The 17,895-nt window shown below is 68.5% G+C and carries 19 protein-coding genes and 1 riboswitch; of the genes, 12 read left to right on the forward strand and 7 right to left on the reverse strand.

The features are described 5' to 3' along the window. Positions 1 to 86: 86 nt before the first annotated feature. Entirely contained in the window at positions 87 to 995 is a 909-nt protein-coding gene (gene lpxO, locus MNR01_RS14500; RefSeq protein ID WP_241920640.1) for a lipid A hydroxylase LpxO, read from the reverse strand. 156 nt (positions 996 to 1,151) lie between these two features. On the opposite strand from lpxO, the gene glyA reads away from it, so the two are divergent. The 9 genes from glyA to thiL all read left to right on the forward strand — a co-directional run bounded on the left by glyA (position 1,152) and on the right by thiL (position 9,266). Continuing rightward, positions 1,152 to 2,405 (forward strand): serine hydroxymethyltransferase, encoded by a 1,254-nt coding sequence (gene glyA / locus MNR01_RS14505; protein WP_241918469.1) that lies wholly within the window; start codon positions 1,152 to 1,154, stop codon positions 2,403 to 2,405. 59 nt (positions 2,406 to 2,464) lie between these two features. Beyond that, positions 2,465 to 2,986 (forward strand): transcriptional regulator NrdR, encoded by a 522-nt coding sequence (nrdR, locus tag MNR01_RS14510; protein WP_241918470.1) that lies wholly within the window; start codon positions 2,465 to 2,467, stop codon positions 2,984 to 2,986. Beyond that, positions 2,986 to 4,101, forward strand: coding sequence for a bifunctional diaminohydroxyphosphoribosylaminopyrimidine deaminase/5-amino-6-(5-phosphoribosylamino)uracil reductase RibD (gene ribD, locus MNR01_RS14515; protein ID WP_241918471.1), 1,116 nt, complete (start codon positions 2,986 to 2,988; stop codon positions 4,099 to 4,101). The genes nrdR and ribD overlap by 1 nt, the downstream gene beginning before the upstream one ends. Positions 4,102 to 4,127: 26 nt before the next feature. After that, the gene (locus MNR01_RS14520) at positions 4,128 to 4,907 is read left to right on the forward strand and encodes a class I SAM-dependent methyltransferase (protein ID WP_241918472.1); all 780 of its coding nucleotides are present in this window, start codon (positions 4,128 to 4,130) and stop codon (positions 4,905 to 4,907) included. 102 nt (positions 4,908 to 5,009) lie between these two features. After that, positions 5,010 to 5,197, forward strand: a riboswitch (FMN riboswitch). Between the two features lie 136 nt (positions 5,198 to 5,333). Beyond that, the gene (locus tag MNR01_RS14525; RefSeq protein ID WP_241918473.1) at positions 5,334 to 5,939 is read left to right on the forward strand and encodes a riboflavin synthase; all 606 of its coding nucleotides are present in this window, start codon (positions 5,334 to 5,336) and stop codon (positions 5,937 to 5,939) included. Between the two features lie 179 nt (positions 5,940 to 6,118). Beyond that, a complete protein-coding gene (gene ribB, locus MNR01_RS14530) occupies positions 6,119 to 7,243 on the forward strand; it encodes a 3,4-dihydroxy-2-butanone-4-phosphate synthase (protein ID WP_241918474.1) in 1,125 nt (374 codons plus the stop codon). 81 nt (positions 7,244 to 7,324) lie between these two features. Beyond that, the gene (ribH, locus tag MNR01_RS14535) at positions 7,325 to 7,792 is read left to right on the forward strand and encodes a 6,7-dimethyl-8-ribityllumazine synthase (protein WP_241918475.1); all 468 of its coding nucleotides are present in this window, start codon (positions 7,325 to 7,327) and stop codon (positions 7,790 to 7,792) included. Beyond that, positions 7,789 to 8,250, forward strand: coding sequence for a transcription antitermination factor NusB (gene nusB, locus MNR01_RS14540; protein ID WP_241918476.1), 462 nt, complete (start codon positions 7,789 to 7,791; stop codon positions 8,248 to 8,250). Before ribH ends, nusB begins: the two co-directional genes overlap by 4 nt. A 56-nt stretch (positions 8,251 to 8,306) precedes the next feature. Continuing rightward, positions 8,307 to 9,266 carry a thiamine-phosphate kinase gene (gene thiL / locus MNR01_RS14545; protein ID WP_241918477.1) on the forward strand — a complete coding sequence of 320 codons (960 nt, stop codon included), beginning with the start codon at positions 8,307 to 8,309 and terminating at the stop codon, positions 9,264 to 9,266. A 47-nt stretch (positions 9,267 to 9,313) separates the two neighbouring features. Here thiL and MNR01_RS14550 read toward each other — a convergent pair whose 3' ends face one another. The 5 genes from MNR01_RS14550 to MNR01_RS14570 form a co-directional block, all read right to left on the reverse strand. Then, a complete protein-coding gene (locus MNR01_RS14550) occupies positions 9,314 to 10,699 on the reverse strand; it encodes an FAD-linked oxidase C-terminal domain-containing protein (protein ID WP_241918478.1) in 1,386 nt (461 codons plus the stop codon). Positions 10,700 to 10,742: 43 nt separating this feature from the next. Continuing rightward, positions 10,743 to 11,192 (reverse strand): hypothetical protein, encoded by a 450-nt coding sequence (locus MNR01_RS14555; protein WP_241918479.1) that lies wholly within the window; start codon positions 11,190 to 11,192, stop codon positions 10,743 to 10,745. A gap of 38 nt (positions 11,193 to 11,230) precedes the next feature. Continuing rightward, positions 11,231 to 12,133: a DUF2950 domain-containing protein gene (locus tag MNR01_RS14560; protein ID WP_241918480.1), complete on the reverse strand. Its 903-nt coding sequence runs from the start codon at positions 12,131 to 12,133 to the stop codon at positions 11,231 to 11,233. 12 nt (positions 12,134 to 12,145) lie between these two features. Next, positions 12,146 to 13,519, reverse strand: a complete 1,374-nt coding sequence (locus tag MNR01_RS14565) for a DUF3300 domain-containing protein (RefSeq protein WP_241918481.1) — start codon at positions 13,517 to 13,519, stop codon at positions 12,146 to 12,148. A 159-nt stretch (positions 13,520 to 13,678) separates the two neighbouring features. Continuing rightward, positions 13,679 to 14,653 carry an MBL fold metallo-hydrolase gene (locus MNR01_RS14570; RefSeq protein ID WP_241918482.1) on the reverse strand — a complete coding sequence of 325 codons (975 nt, stop codon included), beginning with the start codon at positions 14,651 to 14,653 and terminating at the stop codon, positions 13,679 to 13,681. A gap of 212 nt (positions 14,654 to 14,865) precedes the next feature. Here MNR01_RS14570 and MNR01_RS14575 point away from each other — a divergent pair, with 212 nt between their 5' ends. From MNR01_RS14575 to MNR01_RS14585, 3 genes are read left to right on the forward strand one after another with little or no spacing between them, the layout of a single operon-like run. Further along, positions 14,866 to 16,662 (forward strand): ATP-binding protein, encoded by a 1,797-nt coding sequence (locus MNR01_RS14575; protein ID WP_241918483.1) that lies wholly within the window; start codon positions 14,866 to 14,868, stop codon positions 16,660 to 16,662. Continuing rightward, positions 16,659 to 17,099 carry a response regulator gene (locus tag MNR01_RS14580; protein WP_241918484.1) on the forward strand — a complete coding sequence of 147 codons (441 nt, stop codon included), beginning with the start codon at positions 16,659 to 16,661 and terminating at the stop codon, positions 17,097 to 17,099. The genes MNR01_RS14575 and MNR01_RS14580 overlap by 4 nt, the downstream gene beginning before the upstream one ends. Position 17,100: 1 nt before the next feature. Beyond that, the gene (locus MNR01_RS14585) at positions 17,101 to 17,544 is read left to right on the forward strand and encodes a response regulator (RefSeq protein WP_241918485.1); all 444 of its coding nucleotides are present in this window, start codon (positions 17,101 to 17,103) and stop codon (positions 17,542 to 17,544) included. Here MNR01_RS14585 and MNR01_RS14590 read toward each other — a convergent pair. After that, the gene (locus MNR01_RS14590) at positions 17,541 to 17,867 is read right to left on the reverse strand and encodes an antibiotic biosynthesis monooxygenase family protein (protein WP_241918486.1); all 327 of its coding nucleotides are present in this window, start codon (positions 17,865 to 17,867) and stop codon (positions 17,541 to 17,543) included. The genes MNR01_RS14585 and MNR01_RS14590 overlap by 4 nt on opposite strands. Positions 17,868 to 17,895: the final 28 nt, after the last annotated feature.

A 17,895-nucleotide genomic window follows, 5' to 3' on the forward strand; every position in this document is an offset into this window, starting at 1 on the left:
GCGGGGAAGCGGCAATTATACGGAATTAAAGCCCCTCTCCCGCGGGCGGGGGAGGGGCGGAATTCGGGGCGGGCGACGTGATCCGTTCAGATCCAGACGATGAACGCAGCCACCAGCACCACCGCCAGGTACTTCAGCCCGTAATACAGGTGCTTGTTGCGCTCCCGCAGCCCCTTGGCCTTCAGCCGCAGGACGTAGAAGTACTTGAACAGCCGGTTGATCCCGCCGGTCTTGTCGCCCTCCATGTTCGGCGAGGCGCCGGCGGCGATCAGGTTCCGCGCGATGAAGCGGTTCAGCGCCTGCGCCCAGCGGTACTTCATCGGCCGCTCGACGTCGCAGAACAGGATGATCCGGTTGCTCTGGGTGTCGTTGCGGGCACTGTGGATGAAGGTCTCGTCGAACATCGTCCACTGGCCGTCGCGCCAGCTGTAGCGGTCGCCGTCGACCTCGATGTAGCAGCCGTCGTCGTTGGGCGTCTCCAGCCCCAGGTGCAGGCGCAGCGAGCCGGCAAAGGGGTCGCGGTGAGGGCGCAGCTCGCCGCCCGGCGGCAGTTCGGTGAACATCGCCGCCTTGACGCTGGGGATCTGCCGCAGCAGGGCAGTGGTCTGCGGGCACAGCTCGGCCGCGGAGGGGTGGGCGTCGTCGTACCACTTCAGGTAGAAGCGCTTCCAGCCGCGGCGGAAGAACGAGTTGAAGCCGACGTCGTTGTAGCCCTCGGCGGCCTTGATGTGCTGCAGCTCGCGCAGGCGCCGGGCCTCCTCGCGGATCGTCTGCCAGTTGGCGCGCAGGGGTTCCAGCTCGGGGAAGTGGTCGCCCGGTTCAGGGATGAAGGCGGTGGTCGGCACGCGCGAGAACGCGTACATCAGCACGTTGACCGGTGCCATGAAGGTGGAGTGGTCCAGCAGCTGCCGGCCCAGACGGTGGCGTACCTTGCCGCGGAAGTGCACGTACACCGCGCTGGCAAGGAACAGGAAGACAAAAACCCATTTCACAATCGAGGATCCCAGTGGGGTGGGGAATTGGCCGCCCGGGGGCCAGGCGGCGCATTGCTGGCCGCATTTTAAGGCCTGGGCTACCATCCGGGGTCTGACCGCGCCACTTGCGCTGGCCGCATTACCCCCACCTTCAGCCCACCGTTCGAGGTTTCGCGAATGTTCCCCAGCTCTGCCCGTATCGCCGGTTACGACGATGAACTGGCCCAGGCCATCGCCAATGAGGCCCGCCGCCAGGAGGATCACGTCGAACTGATCGCCTCGGAGAACTACGCCAGCCCGCGCGTGATGGAGGCCCAGGGCAGTGTCCTGACCAACAAGTACGCCGAAGGTTACCCGGGCAAGCGCTACTACGGCGGCTGCGAGTACGTCGACGTGGCCGAGCAGCTCGCCATCGACCGCCTCAAGCAGCTGTTTGGCGCGGACTACGCCAACGTCCAGCCGCATTCGGGCTCGCAGGCCAACCAGGCCGTCTATTTCGCCCTGCTCAACCCGGGCGACACGATCCTGGGCATGTCGCTGGCCCACGGCGGCCACCTCACCCACGGCGCCAAGGTCAATGCCAGCGGCAAGCTGTTCAACGCCGTCCAGTACGGCGTCAACGACCAGGGCATGATCGACTACGACGAAGTCGAGAGGCTGGCCCTGGAGCACAAGCCGAAGATGGTCGTCGCCGGCTTCTCGGCCTACTCGCAGAAGATCGACTGGGCGCGCTTCCGCGCCATCGCCGACAAGGTCGGTGCGTTCCTGTTCGTCGACATGGCCCACGTTGCCGGCCTGGTGGCCGCCGGTGTCTACCCGAACCCGCTGCCGCACGCGCACGTGGTCACCTCGACGACGCACAAGACCCTGCGCGGCCCGCGCGGCGGAATCATCGTGGCCAAGGATGCGTCCGAGGACATGGTCAAGAAGCTGCAGAGCATCGTCTTCCCGGGCATCCAGGGCGGTCCGCTGATGCACGTGATCGCGGCCAAGGCCGTGGCCTTCAAGGAAGCGCTGGAGCCGGAGTTCACCGCCTACCAGCAGCAGGTCGTCAAGAACGCGCAGGCGATGGCGGAAACCATCATCAAGCGCGGTTACAAGATCGTCTCCGGCGGCACCCAGAACCACCTGATGCTGATCGACATGATCGGCAAGGGCGTCACCGGCAAGGACGCCGAAGCCGCGCTCGGCAAGGCCCACATCACGGTCAACAAGAATGCCGTGCCCAACGACCCGCAGAAGCCGTTCGTGACCTCGGGCCTGCGCATCGGCACGCCGGCCGTCACCACCCGCGGCTACCTGGAAGCCGACTGCGTCGAGCTGGCCAACTGGATCTGCGACGTGCTCGATGCACCGGGCGACGACAAGGTCATCGCCACCGTGCGCGAGCAGGTGACGCAGCAGTGCCGCAAGTTCCCGGTCTACGGCTGAGGATGACCACGCCTGCGGCCAGTGTGATGCTGCGGCAGTGCGGGACGGGGCAATAGACCATGCATTGCCCCTTCTGCCAGCACAATGACACCCGAGTCATCGATTCGCGGGTCTCCGACGATGGCGCAACGATTCGTCGGCGCCGCGTCTGCGAAGCGTGTGGCGAACGTTTCTCCACGCTGGAAACCATCGAGCTCAAGCTGCCGCTGGTGATCAAGAGCGACGGGCGCCGCGAGGCGTTCGACGCCCGCAAGCTGCGCGCCAGTTTCGACCGCGCGCTGCAGAAGCGGCCGGTGGCCGAGGAGCAGATCGAAGCGGCGGTGCGCGCGGTGGTGCACCAGTTGCGCATGACCGCCGAGCGCGAGCTGCAGTCGCGTCGCGTCGGCGAGTTCGTCATGGCCGAAATGCGCAAGCTCGACCATGTCGCGTACGTGCGGTTCGCCTCGGTCTACCGCGCGTTCCAGGACGTGGCCGATTTCCGCGAGGAGCTCGACCGTCTCGAAAGCGACAGCTCCGCCGAAGGCCAGTTGCCCTTGCTGGAAGGCGAACCCGAGCCGACGCCACGCGGCAGGAAGCGCTGATGGCATTCACCGCCACCGACCACGCGATGATGGCCCAGGCGCTGCGCCTGGCCGAACGCGGCGCCTACACCACCAAGCCCAATCCGATGGTGGGTTGCGTGATCGCGCATGGCGACGAGATCGTCGGCGAAGGCTGGCACCAGCGCGCCGGTGAACCTCACGCCGAAGTATTCGCACTGCGTGCCGCGGGCGAGCGGGCCCGTGGCGCGACGGCCTACGTGACGCTGGAGCCGTGCGCACACACCGGGCGCACCGGCCCGTGTGCCGAGGCATTGATTGCCGCCGGCGTCACGCGCGTGGTGGCGGCGATGCGCGACCCGTTTCCGCAGGTCGACGGCGCCGGTTTCGAGCGCCTGAAGGCCGCCGGCATCGCAGTCGATTCGGGCCTGATGGAAACCCAGGCGCGCGCGCTCAACCGCGGCTTCCTGTCTCGCGTCGAACGCGGCCGTCCCTGGCTGCGGGTGAAGCTGGCGACCAGCCTCGACGGCCGCAGCGCACTCGCCAGCGGCGAGTCGAAGTGGATCAGCGGCGAAGCCTCGCGCCTGGACGTGCAGCACTGGCGCGCACGCGCGGGCGCGATCGTGACCGGCGCCGGCACCGTGCTCGCCGACGATCCGGCGCTGACCGTGCGCCTGGAAGACGACACGCCGTTCATTGCGCCGCTGCGGGTCGTGCTCGATCCGGGCCTGGCCACGGTCGCGCGTGGTCGCGTGCGCGAAGGCGACGCGCCAACGCTCTACATCCACGCACCCGATGCCAAACCGCCGCGCGGCATCCAGGCGCAGTTGGCGGCAGTGACCGTGCGCGACGGCCGGTTCGACCTCGAAGCGGTGCTGCGCCTGCTTGCAGAGCGCGGCGTCAACGAGATCCAGCTCGAAGCCGGGGCCACGCTCGCGGGTGCCTTCCTCGCCGCGAGACTGGTCGACGAAGTGCTCCTGTACGTTGCCCCTGTGCTGCTGGGCGAGCGTGCGCGGCCATTGTTCGATGGCCTCGCCATCGACTCGATGTCACAGAAGCTCGACATGGCCATTGTCGAGTCGCGTTACATTGGCCAGGACGTGCGGCTGCTGTTGCGGCCGCAACCGGCCGCCGCAGGGACGGCACCTGGCGGCTAGCGACCACGCACTTCAAGGAGGCAGTCATGACCAAGGACCCGGCAACGACGCATCCCACCTTCAAGGACCACTTCTCCGGCATCGCCGACGCCTACGCGCAGGCACGCCCGGAATACCCCGACGCGTTGTTCGATGCGATCGCCGCGGTGGTTCCCGCCAGCGCCAGTGTCTGGGAACCCGGCTGCGGAAGCGGCCAGGCCACGCGCGGACTGGCGACCCGCTTCGCCCACGTCCACGCCACCGAACCCAGCGCCAAGCAGCTGGCCCAGCACTGGGCACACGGCGGGCAGGGCAATGTCAGCCTCGCGGTCGAACCGGGCGAACGCACCGCGCTCGCCGACGGCAGCGTGCAGCTGGTGGCGGTCGCGCAGGCGCTGCACTGGTTCGACCGCGAACCCTTTTTTCGCGAGTGCGAGCGCGTGCTCACCCACGGTGGCGTGCTCGCGGCCTGGGGCTACGGCGATTTCGTCGCCCCGGAAGGGATGGTCGATGCGGTGGACGCCTTCCGCGCCCGCATCGAGCCCTACTGGCCGCCCGAACGCGCGCAGATCGATGCCCGCTATGCCGGCTACGAGTGGCCGTTCCCGGCGTTGCCGGCGCCGGAGCTATGGCTGGAGGTCGAATGGGGCCTGGGCCAGTTCCTGCGTTACCTGTCGAGCATGTCGGCCGTGGCCCGCTGCGCTGCCGATACCGGCGAGGATCCGGTCGCCCGCCACGGCCCGGCGCTGGCCGCCGCCTGGGGCGGGGAGGGCGACAGCCGCCTGATCCAGTGGCCGCTGTTCCTGCACCTGCGGCGCAAGCCCTGAGCCAACGCGGACCGGTGGAACACTGCGTCCGCTGGCCGGCCCGGAGGTCGCCGCGGACCCGGATGCTAGAATTCCCGCGCCAATCCACCGGCAACCACAACACGACGTCTTCAGGGCGGGGTGGAATTCCCCACCGGCGGTAGGTGCAGGCCAGCCCAGGCCAGTCTGCACGAGCCCGCGAGCGCCTCCGGTCACGCCGGAGGGTCAGCAGATCCGGTCAGATGCCGGAGCCGACGGTCCAGCGGAGCCAGCGATGGCACCGCTCATAGTCCGGATGAAAGAAGACAGCTGCCCACGGCCTCGCGGCCGTGTGCCTGCCTCATGCCTTGAGGCGTTTTTCGCTCACCTTTGCGGGAAACGTTTCATGTCCATCGTCACTTCCACCTGCGTCTTCACCTGCGTCGCCTCCCTGCCGGAGGTGCGCTGATGTTCACCGGCATCATCGAGGGCGTCGGCCGCCTGGCCGCCAGCGAGCAACGCGGCGGCGATGTCCGCCTCACGGTCGACGTCGGCACGCTCGAATTCGACTCGGTCAAGCTTGGCGAAAGCATCGCGGTCAACGGCGTGTGCCTGACCGTGGTCGAGTTCGACGCAACGACTTTCGCCGCCGACGCCTCCAACGAGACCCTGTCGCTGACGACGCTGGGTGCGCTCGGGCCCGGTGCGATCGTCAACCTGGAGCGGGCGATGCGTCCGACCGACCGCCTCGGCGGTCACCTGGTCAGCGGCCACGTCGACGGACTCGGCCGTGTCGCCGCCGTCACCGAGGATGCACGCGCGCAGCGCTGGCGCTTCAACGCACCAGCGCCGCTGCTGCGCTACATCGCGAAGAAAGGATCGATCTGCGTCGACGGCGTCAGCCTGACCGTCAACGAAGTCGATGCCGACGGCTTCGAGGTCGCGCTGATCCCGCACACGGTCGCCAACACGGCGTTCGCGCAGACCGGCGTCGGCGATGTGGTGAACCTCGAGATCGACCTGGTAGCGCGCTATGTCGAGCGCCTGCTGGCCGGGCGCGATCAATCCAACTAGCAACCGTCGTCCCGGCGAACGCCGGGACCCATCTTGATCCTGCACTTGCCTCGACCCGCAACAGCAAAATGGATCCCGGCGTTCGCCGGGATGACGGATCGAGTGTTCCGGCGAACGCCGGGATGACGGATCGAGTGTCCCGGCGTACGCCGGGATGACGCAATACCAAGGAATATCCCATGCCTTTCAGCCCCATCCCCGAACTGCTCGAAGAGATCCGCAACGGCCGCATGGTCGTCATCGTCGATGACGAAGACCGCGAGAACGAAGGCGACCTGATCATGGCCGCCGAACTCGTGCGGCCGCAGGACATCAACTTCATGGTCACGCATGCACGTGGCCTGGTGTGCCTGTCGCTCACGCGCGAGCGCTGCCGCCAGCTCGGCCTGCCGCCGATGGTCCGCGACAACACCTCGCCGCACCACACCAACTTCACCGTCAGCATCGAAGCGGCAGAGGGCGTCACCACCGGCATCTCCGCCTACGATCGCGCCCACACCATCCGCACCGCGGTGCGTCCTGATGCGGCGCCGAGCGATCTCTCGCAGCCCGGCCACATCTTCCCGCTGCAGGCCCAGCCCGGCGGCGTGCTCAACCGCGCCGGCCACACCGAGGCGGCCGCCGACCTGGCGCTGCTGGCCGGCATGGAACCGGCCGGCGTGCTGGTGGAGATCCTCAACCCCGATGGCGGCATGGCGCGCCGGCCGCAGCTGGAGGAGTTCGCCGCCGAGCACGGCCTGAAGATCGGCTCGATCGAGGAGCTGATCCGCTACCGCCTCGAAACCGAACACACGGTCGAGCGCATCGACGAGCGCGAGATCGAAACCGAGCACGGGCCGTTCCAGTTGTTCACCTACCGCGACCGCCTCAGCCACGGCCTGCATTTCGCCCTGCGCCGCGGCGACCCCGACCCGGCAACGCCGACGCTGGTGCGCGTGCACATGCTCAACCCGCTGGCCGACGCGCTGCACTGGCGCCGTGCCGACTTCGGCCCGGCGGTCGGCGACGTGCTCAAGGCGATCGCCAGCCAGGGCAGCGGCGCGCTGGTGCTGCTGGCCGACGGTGCCGACGCCGACGCGATGCTGGCGCGCGTGCGCGCGCCGTTGCATGCCGATGCCGACGCCAGCCCGGCGGCGGCGAGCCCGGGCCACGCCCTGGCCGAATGGCGTCGCAACGGTGCCGGGGGCCAGATCCTGGCCGACCTGGGCCTGGGCAAGCTGCGGGTGCTGGGCACGCCGCGCCGGCAGATCGGCCTGGCCGGCTTCGGCCTGGAAGTGGTCGAGTACGTCGAGTTGCCGCACTGATCCACGCATCCTCCCCTGCTGGCAGGGGAGGGGGCGCCCCCTTAACGCGCTAAAATGCCCGCCCACTCCGGACAATCCCCCATGCCCCACTACGAAGGCGACCTGCGCAGCCCCGAGGGCGCGCGCTTCGCGATCATCGCCAGTCGCTGGAACCCGCGCATCACCGATACGCTGGTGGCGGGCGCGCGCAAGACATTTGCCGACAACGGCGTGAACGAGGCCGCCGTGGACGTGATCCGCGTCCCCGGTGCCTGGGAAATCCCGCTGGTGGCCGCGCGCCTGGCGGCTGCCGGCCAGCACGCCGCGGTGGTCGCGCTGGGTTGCGTCGTGCGCGGCGACACGCGCCATTACGAACAGGTCGCCGACGGATGCTCGGACGGCCTGATGCGGGTGTCGCTGGACTACGGCCTGCCCGTGGCCAACGGCGTGCTCGCGGTCGAGCGCCATGAAGATGCCGAGGCCCGCGCAGGCGGCAGTCACGGCAACAAGGGCGAAGAGGCGGCACTGGCCGCGTTGGAAATGAGTCACCTGCTGGGACAACTGCCATGAACCGCCGTCGCAACGATGGAATCGATCCCGTAGCCCGCTCGCGTGCGCGTCGTCGCGCCCTGCAGGCCGTGTATGCCTGGCAGATGTCCGGCGCCACCGCGCCGGACGTGATCTCGCAGTTCGCCCACGAGCAGGCGCACGAAGTCGCCGACCTGGAGTACTTCGAGGACCTGGTGCGTGGCGTCGACCAGCACTGCAACGACCTCGACGAAGCACTGCAGCCGTTCCTCGACCGCGAGATCGACCAGGTCGACGCGATCGAGCGCGCCGCGCTGCGCATCGCCGCCTATGAGCTGCGCCTGCGTCCGGACGTGCCGTACCGCGTGGTGATCAACGAGGCCATCGAGTCGGTCAAGCGGTTCGGCGCCGAACACGGCCACACCTACGTCAACGGCGTGCTCGACCATGCCGCCGCGGCCTGGCGCGCGACCGAAGTGCAGGCGCCGCGCGGCAGGTAAGTTTGCTCCCTCTCCCGCCTGCGGGAGAGGGGTGAGGGCAGGGACGAGGACCAGTCATGGCAGAGTTCGACCTCATCGCCCGCATCCAGTCTCGCGTCGGCCATCGCGACGACGTCATCCTCGGCATCGGCGACGATGCCGCGGTGCTGCAGGTGCCGGCCGGGATGCACCTGGTCGTGGCCACCGACACGCTCAACGCAGGCGTGCATTTCCCGCCCGAAACCCCTGCCACCGACATCGGCTGGAAGGCACTGGCAGTCAATCTCTCCGATCTGGCGGCGATGGGCGCGGAGCCCGCCTGGTGCACGCTGTCGCTGTCCCTGCCCGACAACGATGAAGCGTGGCTCGACGTGTTCGTCGAAGCGTTCCTCGACGGCTTCCTCGACCTGGCCTCGCAACATCGCATCGCACTCGTTGGCGGCGACACCACGCGCGGCCCGCTCTCGATCAGCGTGACCGTGCACGGCTTCGTCTCGCCCGGGCGCGCGCTGCGCCGTGACGCCGCGCGCGTCGGCGACGACGTCTGGGTCAGCGGCACGCTCGGCGATGCCGCGGCGGCGCTGGAGCAATGGCGCGCGGGTGTAAGCGGCGATGCGCGACTGCGCACCCGGCTCGACCGGCCGGTGCCGCGCGTCGCGCTGGGCCGGGCCCTGGTCGGCATGGCGCATGCCTGCATCGACCTGTCCGACGGGCTGCTCGCCGATCTGGGCCACGTCTGCCGCGGCAGTGGCTTCGGTGCCGACCTCGACCTGGATTCGCTCCCCGCCTCCGATGCACTGCAGGCGTTCGCCAGCGGTGACGCACGCAGGCTGCTGCAGGTCGCCGGCGGCGACGATTACGAGCTGTGCTTCACCGCGCCGTCCGACCGCCTCGACGACGTCCAGCGCGCTGCCGACAGCGTGGGCGTGCAGGTCAGCTGGGTCGGCCGCATCACCGCGAAGGAAGGCGTGCGCGCCTTCGACGCGGACGCGCTGGAGTGGCAGCCGCCGCGCAAGGGTTACGAGCACTTCGGCTGATCTTCCCCCGACCGCCTTCGTGATCCCCGCGATGGCGGGGAACCGCATCACTTCTCCGGCAATAACTTCCCCGGATTCAGGATCCCGTCCGGATCGAACGCCGCCTTCACCGCGCGCATCATCGCCAGTGTCGGTGCATCGATCGCCTGCGGCATGAACTCACGCTTCGCCAGGCCGATGCCGTGCTCGCCCGACAAGGTGCCACCCAGCGACAGCGTCAGTGCGAACACGCGCGCCATCGCCGCGTGCGCGCGTTCGTTCTGCGAGGCATCGGCGGGATCGTAGAGCAGGTTGACGTGCAGGTTGCCGTTGCCGGCATGGCCGAAGCAGACGATCGGCAAGGAGAACTCGCGCGACAGCGACTGCACGCCATCGACCAGCTGCGGGATGCGCGACACCGGCACCACGACGTCTTCGTTGATCTTGCCCGGTGCAAGCGTGCGCAACGAAGGCGACAGCGCCTTGCGCGCGGCCCACAGCCGCTCGCGTGCGGCCTCGTCGGCGGCATCGTCGAGCGAGATCAGCCCGTCGCCCTCGGCGGCGCGCATCAGCGCTTCGATGTCGTGCGGCAGCGTCTGCGCATCGCCATCGGCCTCGACCATCAACAGCGCACCGGCATCGTGCGGCAGGTCGGCACCGCCGACATCGCGCGCCAGCCGCACCGCATCGGCGTCCATGAACTCCAGCATCGACGGCGTCAGCGGTTGTGCCATCAGCCGCGCCACGGCCTGGGCCGCGCTGGATACGTCGCGGTAGATCGCGCGCATTGCGCGTCGTGCCTTCGGCGCCGGCGTCAGGCGCAGGCTGGCCTCGACGATCAGCGCCAGGGTGCCTTCGCTGCCGACCAGCAGCCGTTGCAGGTCGTAACCGGTCGCACCCTTGGTGGTGGCCGTGCCGCAATGGATCAGCTCACCGGTGCCCGTTACCGCCGTCAACGCAAGCACGTTGTCGCGACTGGCGCCGTACTTCACCGCGCGCGGGCCGCCGGCATTGCAGGCGAGGTTGCCGCCGATGGTGCTGTAGCCGGCGCTGGTGGGATCGGGTGGCCAGAACAGGCCATGTGGCTTGAGCGCCGCCTGCAGGTCGCCATTGAGGACACCGGGCTCGACCACCGCGCAGCGATCGCCGGGACGGATATCGACGATGCGATTCATCCGTTCGAACGAAACCACCACGCCAGCGGCGACCGGCACCGCCGCGCCGGTGGTGTTGGTGCCGCGTCCGCGCGCGACCACGGGCACGCGGTTGGCGCGGCAGGCGCGCACCAGCGCGACGACCTGCTCGGGCGTGGTGGGCAGCGCCACCGCATCGGGCAGCGATTGCCGCCGCGAGTTGTCGTAGGCGTAGGCGAGGCGCTCGCTGGGATCGGTGCGCCAGCCATCGCCTAGCAGCGCCGTCATTTCGGCATCGAGGCTGGATGGAAGGGTGTTCATCGCCGCGAAGGATAGCGCGGCCGCCTGCCCGGCACGGCGGCATTCAATGTTTCGGTTTGCCCCGGCCACCGGCCGCGATAAGCGCCAGTTCGTCCGGCAATCGCCGCTGCAGCTGCTTCAGCAGGTCTAGCGCGGCAGGGCTGTTGTTGGGTTTGCCGTCCAGCCACAGCGCACCGACCTCGGTCGCCAGTCCCTTGCGTTCGCTGTTCGCCAGCAACGCCCGGGTGAGGATGATGAAGCGCTCGCCGCGGTAGCGCACGGTGTAGATGCCCAGCATCTGCGCGCGCATCTCGTAGGTGACACCGTCGAGCCGGATCAGGATCTGGCCGACCGCATTCCAGGTGTCGTTCATGCCGGCGGCAACGGTGAATTCGCCGCGGCCGGCGTCCACGGCCCTGTCCGCTTCCGATGGTGTCGGCGGCGCCGGCGGCTCCACTGTGGGGGGCGTGGAGCCGCACCCTGCGACGAGCAACACCACGGCGGCAACCGCCATCCTCATCGCGACCCTCCTGGCCGCGCGCTACGCGCCCTTCATCTGGCTGCCGCCGATGTATCGGTCGGCACTTCCTTCCAGCTGCTGTCGGGATCGAAGCGCGTCATCGCCTCGGCCAGCTTCTCGCTCTCGGGCCCCATGTCCTTCTCGAACACTTCGCCCTCGTGGCTGATCATGAAGCTCATCACGCCGGTGTCGGCGTACTTGGCCGGCCAGGCGATCAGGGCGAAGCCGCGACTCATCCTGTCGCCCAGCAGGTAGCCGTACTCGCCGCCCGGCGCGGACGGGCCCTGCGCGGTGAGGATCCGGTAGCGGTATCCGTGCCATACGCCGTCGGGCGTGTCGTCGTCGCCGAACAACGGTCCCAGCGGGCTGTCGTCGATCCCGTTCTCCTCGGGCCAGTACAGACCATCGTGCACGCCGTCGCTGCTGAGGAATTTCTGCGCGTAAGCAAGCAGGCCGTCGCCATCGCGGTCGACCGAGGCATAGTCCATCTGCGCGTCGTGATAGGCCAGGACGGCCTGGACCGCATCGAGCTCGTTGCGGCCAATGCGGCGCGCGCGGATCTCCGGTTCGCCTGCCTTGACGTTGAACACCCAGCCCGACGGCTTCTTCTCGAGCGGGATCGGCAAGGTCCACGTGTCCTTGCCGACGGCAAGGATCGCGCGGCCGGAAGATGGCGTCTGGAACGAATGCTTCTCGCGATAGCGTGTGAGGAAGGCGTCCACGTCGCTGCGCTCGACGCTGCCGCGCGGTACGTAGGTTTCCCAGTCGGGGCCGAGGATCGTGCCAAGGCGCGGCTCATCGACCTTCGTGGTGCCCAGCGCGGCCACCAGGGCCTGCGCAGCGGCTTCCTGTGTCGGGAACGCCTCCTGCGCACCGGCCAGCGGAGCGATCAGGGCCAGGCAGGTCAGCGCGAACAAGCGAGCGGCGGTGGTCATCTTCGTCTCCTGTCAACGACGTCGTGCGCCGCCACCCGAGCGCGGCGGGCGCGACGGGCGCTGCATCTGCCGGCCGCCACCGCGTGCACTGGACGGTCGCTGCGATGCCGAATAGCTGCCGTGGCCGCGATTGGCCGATGCACGGGTCTGGCCCGGATTGCCCGCGCCGGAGAATGCGTTGTTCTGCCCGCCCCGGTTGCCCTGGTACTGCTGGCGCGTGCCCTGGCGCGCCTGCGCGTTGCGCTGCGAGTCGGCGCGGTTCTGCGCGCCCTGGCGTGCGCCGGCGTCGCGCGTGCCGGCCTGCTGGCGGTTCATCTGCTGCGACGCCTGTCCCGCGCGATCGCGCGCCTCGCGGTTGCTCGCCGCCGGCGTGTCGAAGCCGCGCTGCGACATCGACTGGCGCGCGCGTTCGCGATCGGCGGCGCGGGCCGGATCGTGGCCGCGGAAGTTGTCGCGCTGTCCGGCGCCGTCCTTCTGCCGGCCGAACTGCTCGCGGCTGGCGCGGTCGCGATAGGGCACGCCGTCGCGGTTGGCCGCGTTGTGGCGCCAGGTGTTGTCGCCGCGGTTGATCTGGCGGTTGCTGTTGATGTTGTTGTAGCGGTCGACGTTGATGTCGATGTCGCCGTGGCCCCAGTTGAAGTCACCCCACAGCGCGGCGGTGATCGCCACGCCGGTGCCGAAGGCCAGGCCTGCCCAGAGCGCGCCGCCCGGGTAGTAGTACGGCGACGGCGGGTAGTAGTACGGCGGGTACGAAGGGTAGGGCCAGGTACCGTAGACCGTGGTCGAGTTGTAGGCCGGCACGTACACCACCTGCGGGTCGGCCGGCTCGATGATGATCGTCGATGCTGCCGGTGCCACCGTGGTCGTCGAGCCGGCGGCCGGCTCGCTGCTGACCTTCAGTTGCTCGGTGGACTTGAGGTTGCCGGCCGACTGCGCCTGTCGGCGAAGCCGCTGCACCGAATCCATCACCGCATCGGGCTGGGCCAGGAACGCGTCGCCCATGCGCTGCACCCAGGCCGGATCCTTGCCCAGCAGGTCCAGCACCTGCGGGAACGCGACCAGCGACTGCACGCTTGGATCCCAGGACTGGCTGCCGACCTGGCGCACGGCGTCATCGCCCTTGGCATCGGGATGTGCCTTGGACCACTTGACCGCATCGGCAACGTCGCCGGGATAGGTGGATGCCATCAGCACCTGTGCGAGCAGCGAATCCGGATAGAGCGCCAGCGGCGCCATCATCTGGTCGAGCTGTTCGGCGCTGAAGGCGTCGGAAGGCGCCGAGGTCGCGGCCTGCGCCGCAGCGGGTGCGGTCGTCTGCGGCGCTGCTCCTGCAGCCGCAACGAACAGCAAGGCGGCGATCGGAAGGTGGCGTGCGGAAATGCGCATTGGCAGTCTCCAATCGCAAGACGCCCGGGTTTGCGGTCGACCATGGCGGCCGGTGCGGGGGGCGCTTCGGGCGCCATCATAGGCTCAGCCCGGACGGCGACGTTCACATGGCCAACACGCCCCGACCGCGGTTGGCCTGCCCATGTCGCGTCGTGCGCTTCAGTGCTCGGGAACCCATACGAAGCTGTCGCCCTGCGCCTTGAAGTGGCCCAGGCCGGGGAACGGGAAATGCACCGAATAGACGCGCAGGTTGCCGTCAGCGGCGCGCTGCAGAAGTGCGCGTCGGCTGGCCTGCGCCCGTGGCGCGTCCTGGTCGTACTGCACGGTCCAGTCCGGTCGCTGCACGGAGATCACGAAGTGATGCGCCGCATCGCCGATGTAGAGCAGGCGTTCGCTGCCGGACTGGATCTCGTAGGCGCTGTGGCCGGGCGTGTGCCCGGCGACGTCCACGGCGGTGACCACGCCCGGGATGACCGTCGCGCCGGGCTGGAACGTGACGACCTTCGGCGTCATCGCGGCCACGAGGGCGGCCGCATCGCCGTCGCCCTTGAGCGATGCCCATTCGGCGGCAGAAACATGGATGGCGGCATTGGCGAAGGCGAGCGTGCCATCGCGCGCCAGCAGGCCACCGGTGTGGTCCTGGTGCTGGTGCGAAAGGAAGATGTCGGTGACCTGCGCCGGCTCCACGCCTGCGGCGCGCAGCGATGCCTGCAGACGGCCGGCGCGTGCCCAGGACACATCGCCGGCGCCGGTGTCGAACAGCAGGACCTGTGCACCGCTGCGAACCAGCAACGGCTGGATGCTCAGGTGCAGCATGTCGGTCGGCTGGCCTGCCGCGGTCAGCAGCGCGGCGACGTCGGCCGGTGCCTGGCCGACAGCGAACGTCTTGCCGTCGTTGGCCGCGTCGATGTCGCCATCCTCCAATGCAACTGCGTCGAGCGTTCCGACCTTGAAGCGGAAGACGTCCTGAGTTGCCGGGACCGCGGTGGCCGCGGTCGCGGTGGGAGCTTCGGGTGTCGCGCCCGCAGGGGCAGTCGCAGCATCGTTCGCGGCCGGCTGCGGCCGGGAGCATCCGGCGAGCAGGCAGGCGGACGTGAGTGCAGCGGTGAGCGCAGCAAGCTGGATGCGGTTCATGCGGATGCCTGCAGGAGTGAAGGGGAGGGCTGGCGGTTTCCGTGCAGCCTATGCGGGTCGGCGCGGGCTCACAACACATGAGGCCCGCCAGGCCACGGCCCCGCCGCCTGAATCGTCGCGGCAAATCAGATAGCATCGGCCGCTGGGCCGGGGGGCTGCCGCCGGTCACTTGGCTGGCCTCGCCAGCCATCGCGGCAATGGTCAGGGGGCAAATGAATGTTTCCGATACCCGGGAGAGCTTGGGACGATGGCGGGTGCCTGCCATCGCCGCGGGCATTCTTCTGATCGTCGTCGTCCCGTTCCTGTTCCTGCAGAACCTGTCCCGGGACAACCTCGAGGCGGCCGATGCCGTGGCGCACACCCATGAGGTGGAATCGGCCGTCGCCGGCCTGGCGCTCAACGTTCGTGAAGTGGAATCGGCGTCGATGGTGGTGGTGCTCGGTGGCGACCTGCCGCTGGCCCGGCAACGCATTTCCCAGGGGCGCGAGGAGATTCCTGGACAGTTGCGTGCACTGGCTGCCCTGACCGCCGACAACCCGCGCCAGCAACTGCTGCTGGGCCGACTGGGCGAACGGATCGCACGCCGCCTGGAAGTCGTCGACGAGTTGGTCAGGACCAATCCCGCCAGCGCCGGGCCGGTGGTCACGCCGCTGGTCACGCGCTTTCCCATCCGCAACGTCATTCGCGAGATGCTCGCCAACGAGCAGGCGCTGCTCGACAGGCGCGTCAGGGATGCCGAGCGCCAGCGTGCCTGGGCACGCTGGCTGGGTTGGGGGTCGATGCTGGTGCAGGTGCTGCTGCTGGTCCTGGTGACGTGGTTGCTGGCACGGCAGGTCTCGAAGCGATTGTCCGCCGAGCGGCAGTCGCGCCAGGCCAGCGCACGCGCCCTGGCGGTGTTGCAGACGGTCCGCGAACCCATCGCACTGATCGATGCAGACCAGCGTGTGGTCATGCACAACGCTGCATTCGAGCAGCTGTATGGCAGGACAGGCGACGGCCAGAAGCTCGCGGCCAATTCCGCGTGGACCGATGCGATCCTGCAACAACGCCTGGGCGATGTGCTTTCCCGCGGGCGCGAACTGTGGGATTTCGAGCAGGTGCAGACCACGACCAACGGCGTCGAGCGCATCGTGCTGATCAATGCCAGCCGCATGTCGCTGCCCGATCGCGAAGACGATGTCGCACTGCTGACCGTCAGCGACGTGTCTGCACAGAAGGCGACCCAGCGCAGGATCAACGAGCTCAATCGCCAGCTCGAAGGCAAGGTCGACCAGGTCTCGGAGGTCAATCGCGAACTGGAGGCCTTCAGCTACTCGGTGTCGCACGACCTGCGTGCGCCGCTGCGCCACGTGGCCGGGTTCTCGGACAAGCTGGCCCGCCACCTGGGCGAGGATGCCGACGAAAAGAGCCTGCATTACCTGGACATCATCAGCAATTCGGCCAAGCGCATGTCGCAGCTGATCGATGACCTGCTCGTGTATTCGCGCCTGGGCCGCAGCGCGCTGCGCCTGCAGCCGGTCGACATGCAGTCCACGGTCGACGAGACCCGCGCGATGCTTGATGCGAACCTGGCCGCGGACGGCAGTTCGCAGCAGGTCTCGTGGAAGATCCAGCCGCTGCCGATCGTGGTCGCCGACGAGAACATGATGCGCCAGGTCTGGCTCAACCTGCTTGGCAACGCCGTCAAGTACAGCAGCAACCGCGAACGCAGCCAGGTCGAAGTGACGCACCAGCGCCTGGACGACGGCCGCCACGAGTTCAGCGTGCGCGACAACGGTGCCGGCTTCGACATGGCCTATGCCGGCAAGCTGTTCGGTGTGTTCCAGCGCCTTCACAAGGCCAGCGACTTTCCCGGCACCGGCATTGGCCTGGCCAGCGTCAAGCGCGTGCTGGCACGGCACGGCGGCAGCGTCAGCGCCGAATCCGAGCCCGACCGGGGCGCCATCTTCCGATTCACCCTGCCGGCCGTGCTCGATGCGCCGCCGTCCATAACCGGGCCCATGCAATGACCGAATACCGCACCATCCTGCTCGCCGAAGACAGTCACGCCGACGCCGAAATGGCGATCGACGCGCTGCGCGACGCCAACCTGGTCAACCCCATCGTCCACGTCGAGGATGGCGTCGAGGCGATGGACTACCTGCACCGGCGCGGTCGCTTCGCCGACCGCCCCGAAGGCCATCCCGCGGTGCTGCTGCTGGACATCAAGATGCCGCGCATGGACGGCCTGGAAGTCCTCCAGCAGATCCGCAGCGACGACAAGCTCAGGCACACGCCGGTCGTGATCCTGTCGTCCTCGCGCGAGGAAAGCGATCTCGCCGCCGGCTGGAACCTGGGCGTCAACGCCTACGTGGTCAAGCCGGTGGATGGCGACCAGTTCTTCCAGGCGGTGAAGGTCCTGGGCAAGTTCTGGGCGGTGATCAACGAACCGCCGGCGATGGACTGACATGGGATCGGCCGCGGACCCGAATGCCGATGCGCTGTGCATCATCCTGGTCGAGGATGATGCCGACGACGCCGAACTGGTGTCGCTGCAGTTGACCGACGCTGGTATCCGCGCACGCTTCGTGCACGTGCAATCGGCATCGGAGTTGCGCGCGGCGATGTTGGCAGGCGCAGACCTGGTCGTCTCTGACGTGTCGATGCCGGCGTTCAGCGGGTTCGACGCCCTGGACATCGTGCGCGAGTTCGAGCCCGCCATTCCGTTCGTGCTGGTATCGGGTGCGTTCGAAGAAGACGTGGCGGCGCGCGCTACCGCGTCGAGGGTGCAGGCTTACCTGCTGAAGGACGATCTGCACGGCATGGTCCGGGCCGTGCAACAGGCGCAATCGAAATCGCCATCGCGTCGTGAAGCTGCCGGCGGGTGCGAGCGTCCTGCCCTGGATACCTAGGGCGACGAACAAAGCGGCTGCAGGAAATCCGAGACCGGTTCGAGGATCAGTTCCGGCAGGCTCTCGGCGATGCAATCGCGCAACAGTTGCCAGGATTCGGGATCGACCGAAGGCCGGGACAAGCCTTCCGCCTTGGCCGCTGCCGATGGCCATTGCGTGTAGCTGTACCAGATGTCATCCGGACCACGATGCAGGCGTGAGCCCATTGAGCCGCGCTCGGTCAGCAGCAACCGGGTGATCGTCGACCACGCCGCGACAAACGCCTCTTCGGATCCGGGGTGCAGGCGCCAGCGGTAGATGGCGCAGAAGACGGGGATGGACATGGTGTTTGTCTCGGACGAATGCCGACGG

The organism is Lysobacter sp. S4-A87, assembly GCF_022637455.1.
GTDB lineage: Bacteria > Pseudomonadota > Gammaproteobacteria > Xanthomonadales > Xanthomonadaceae > Lysobacter_J.

Excerpts from the sequence above, each read along its gene's own strand:
- glyA (WP_241918469.1), top strand. The coding sequence starts at position 1,152 with ATGTTCCCCAGCTCTGCCCGTATCGCCGGTTACGACGATGAACTGGCC.
- nrdR (WP_241918470.1), top strand. The coding sequence starts at position 2,465 with ATGCATTGCCCCTTCTGCCAGCACAATGACACCCGAGTCATCGATTCG.
- ribD (WP_241918471.1), top strand. The coding sequence starts at position 2,986 with ATGGCATTCACCGCCACCGACCACGCGATGATGGCCCAGGCGCTGCGC.
- MNR01_RS14520 (WP_241918472.1), top strand. The coding sequence starts at position 4,128 with ATGACCAAGGACCCGGCAACGACGCATCCCACCTTCAAGGACCACTTC.
- MNR01_RS14525 (WP_241918473.1), top strand. The coding sequence starts at position 5,334 with ATGTTCACCGGCATCATCGAGGGCGTCGGCCGCCTGGCCGCCAGCGAG.
- ribB (WP_241918474.1), top strand. The coding sequence starts at position 6,119 with ATGCCTTTCAGCCCCATCCCCGAACTGCTCGAAGAGATCCGCAACGGC.
- ribH (WP_241918475.1), top strand. The coding sequence starts at position 7,325 with ATGCCCCACTACGAAGGCGACCTGCGCAGCCCCGAGGGCGCGCGCTTC.
- nusB (WP_241918476.1), top strand. The coding sequence starts at position 7,789 with ATGAACCGCCGTCGCAACGATGGAATCGATCCCGTAGCCCGCTCGCGT.
- thiL (WP_241918477.1), top strand. The coding sequence starts at position 8,307 with ATGGCAGAGTTCGACCTCATCGCCCGCATCCAGTCTCGCGTCGGCCAT.
- MNR01_RS14550 (WP_241918478.1), bottom strand. The coding sequence starts at position 10,699 with ATGAACACCCTTCCATCCAGCCTCGATGCCGAAATGACGGCGCTGCTA.
- MNR01_RS14555 (WP_241918479.1), bottom strand. The coding sequence starts at position 11,192 with ATGGCGGTTGCCGCCGTGGTGTTGCTCGTCGCAGGGTGCGGCTCCACG.
- MNR01_RS14560 (WP_241918480.1), bottom strand. The coding sequence starts at position 12,133 with ATGACCACCGCCGCTCGCTTGTTCGCGCTGACCTGCCTGGCCCTGATC.
- MNR01_RS14565 (WP_241918481.1), bottom strand. The coding sequence starts at position 13,519 with ATGCGCATTTCCGCACGCCACCTTCCGATCGCCGCCTTGCTGTTCGTT.
- MNR01_RS14570 (WP_241918482.1), bottom strand. The coding sequence starts at position 14,653 with ATGAACCGCATCCAGCTTGCTGCGCTCACCGCTGCACTCACGTCCGCC.
- MNR01_RS14575 (WP_241918483.1), top strand. The coding sequence starts at position 14,866 with ATGAATGTTTCCGATACCCGGGAGAGCTTGGGACGATGGCGGGTGCCT.
- MNR01_RS14580 (WP_241918484.1), top strand. The coding sequence starts at position 16,659 with ATGACCGAATACCGCACCATCCTGCTCGCCGAAGACAGTCACGCCGAC.
- MNR01_RS14585 (WP_241918485.1), top strand. The coding sequence starts at position 17,101 with ATGGGATCGGCCGCGGACCCGAATGCCGATGCGCTGTGCATCATCCTG.
- MNR01_RS14590 (WP_241918486.1), bottom strand. The coding sequence starts at position 17,867 with ATGTCCATCCCCGTCTTCTGCGCCATCTACCGCTGGCGCCTGCACCCC.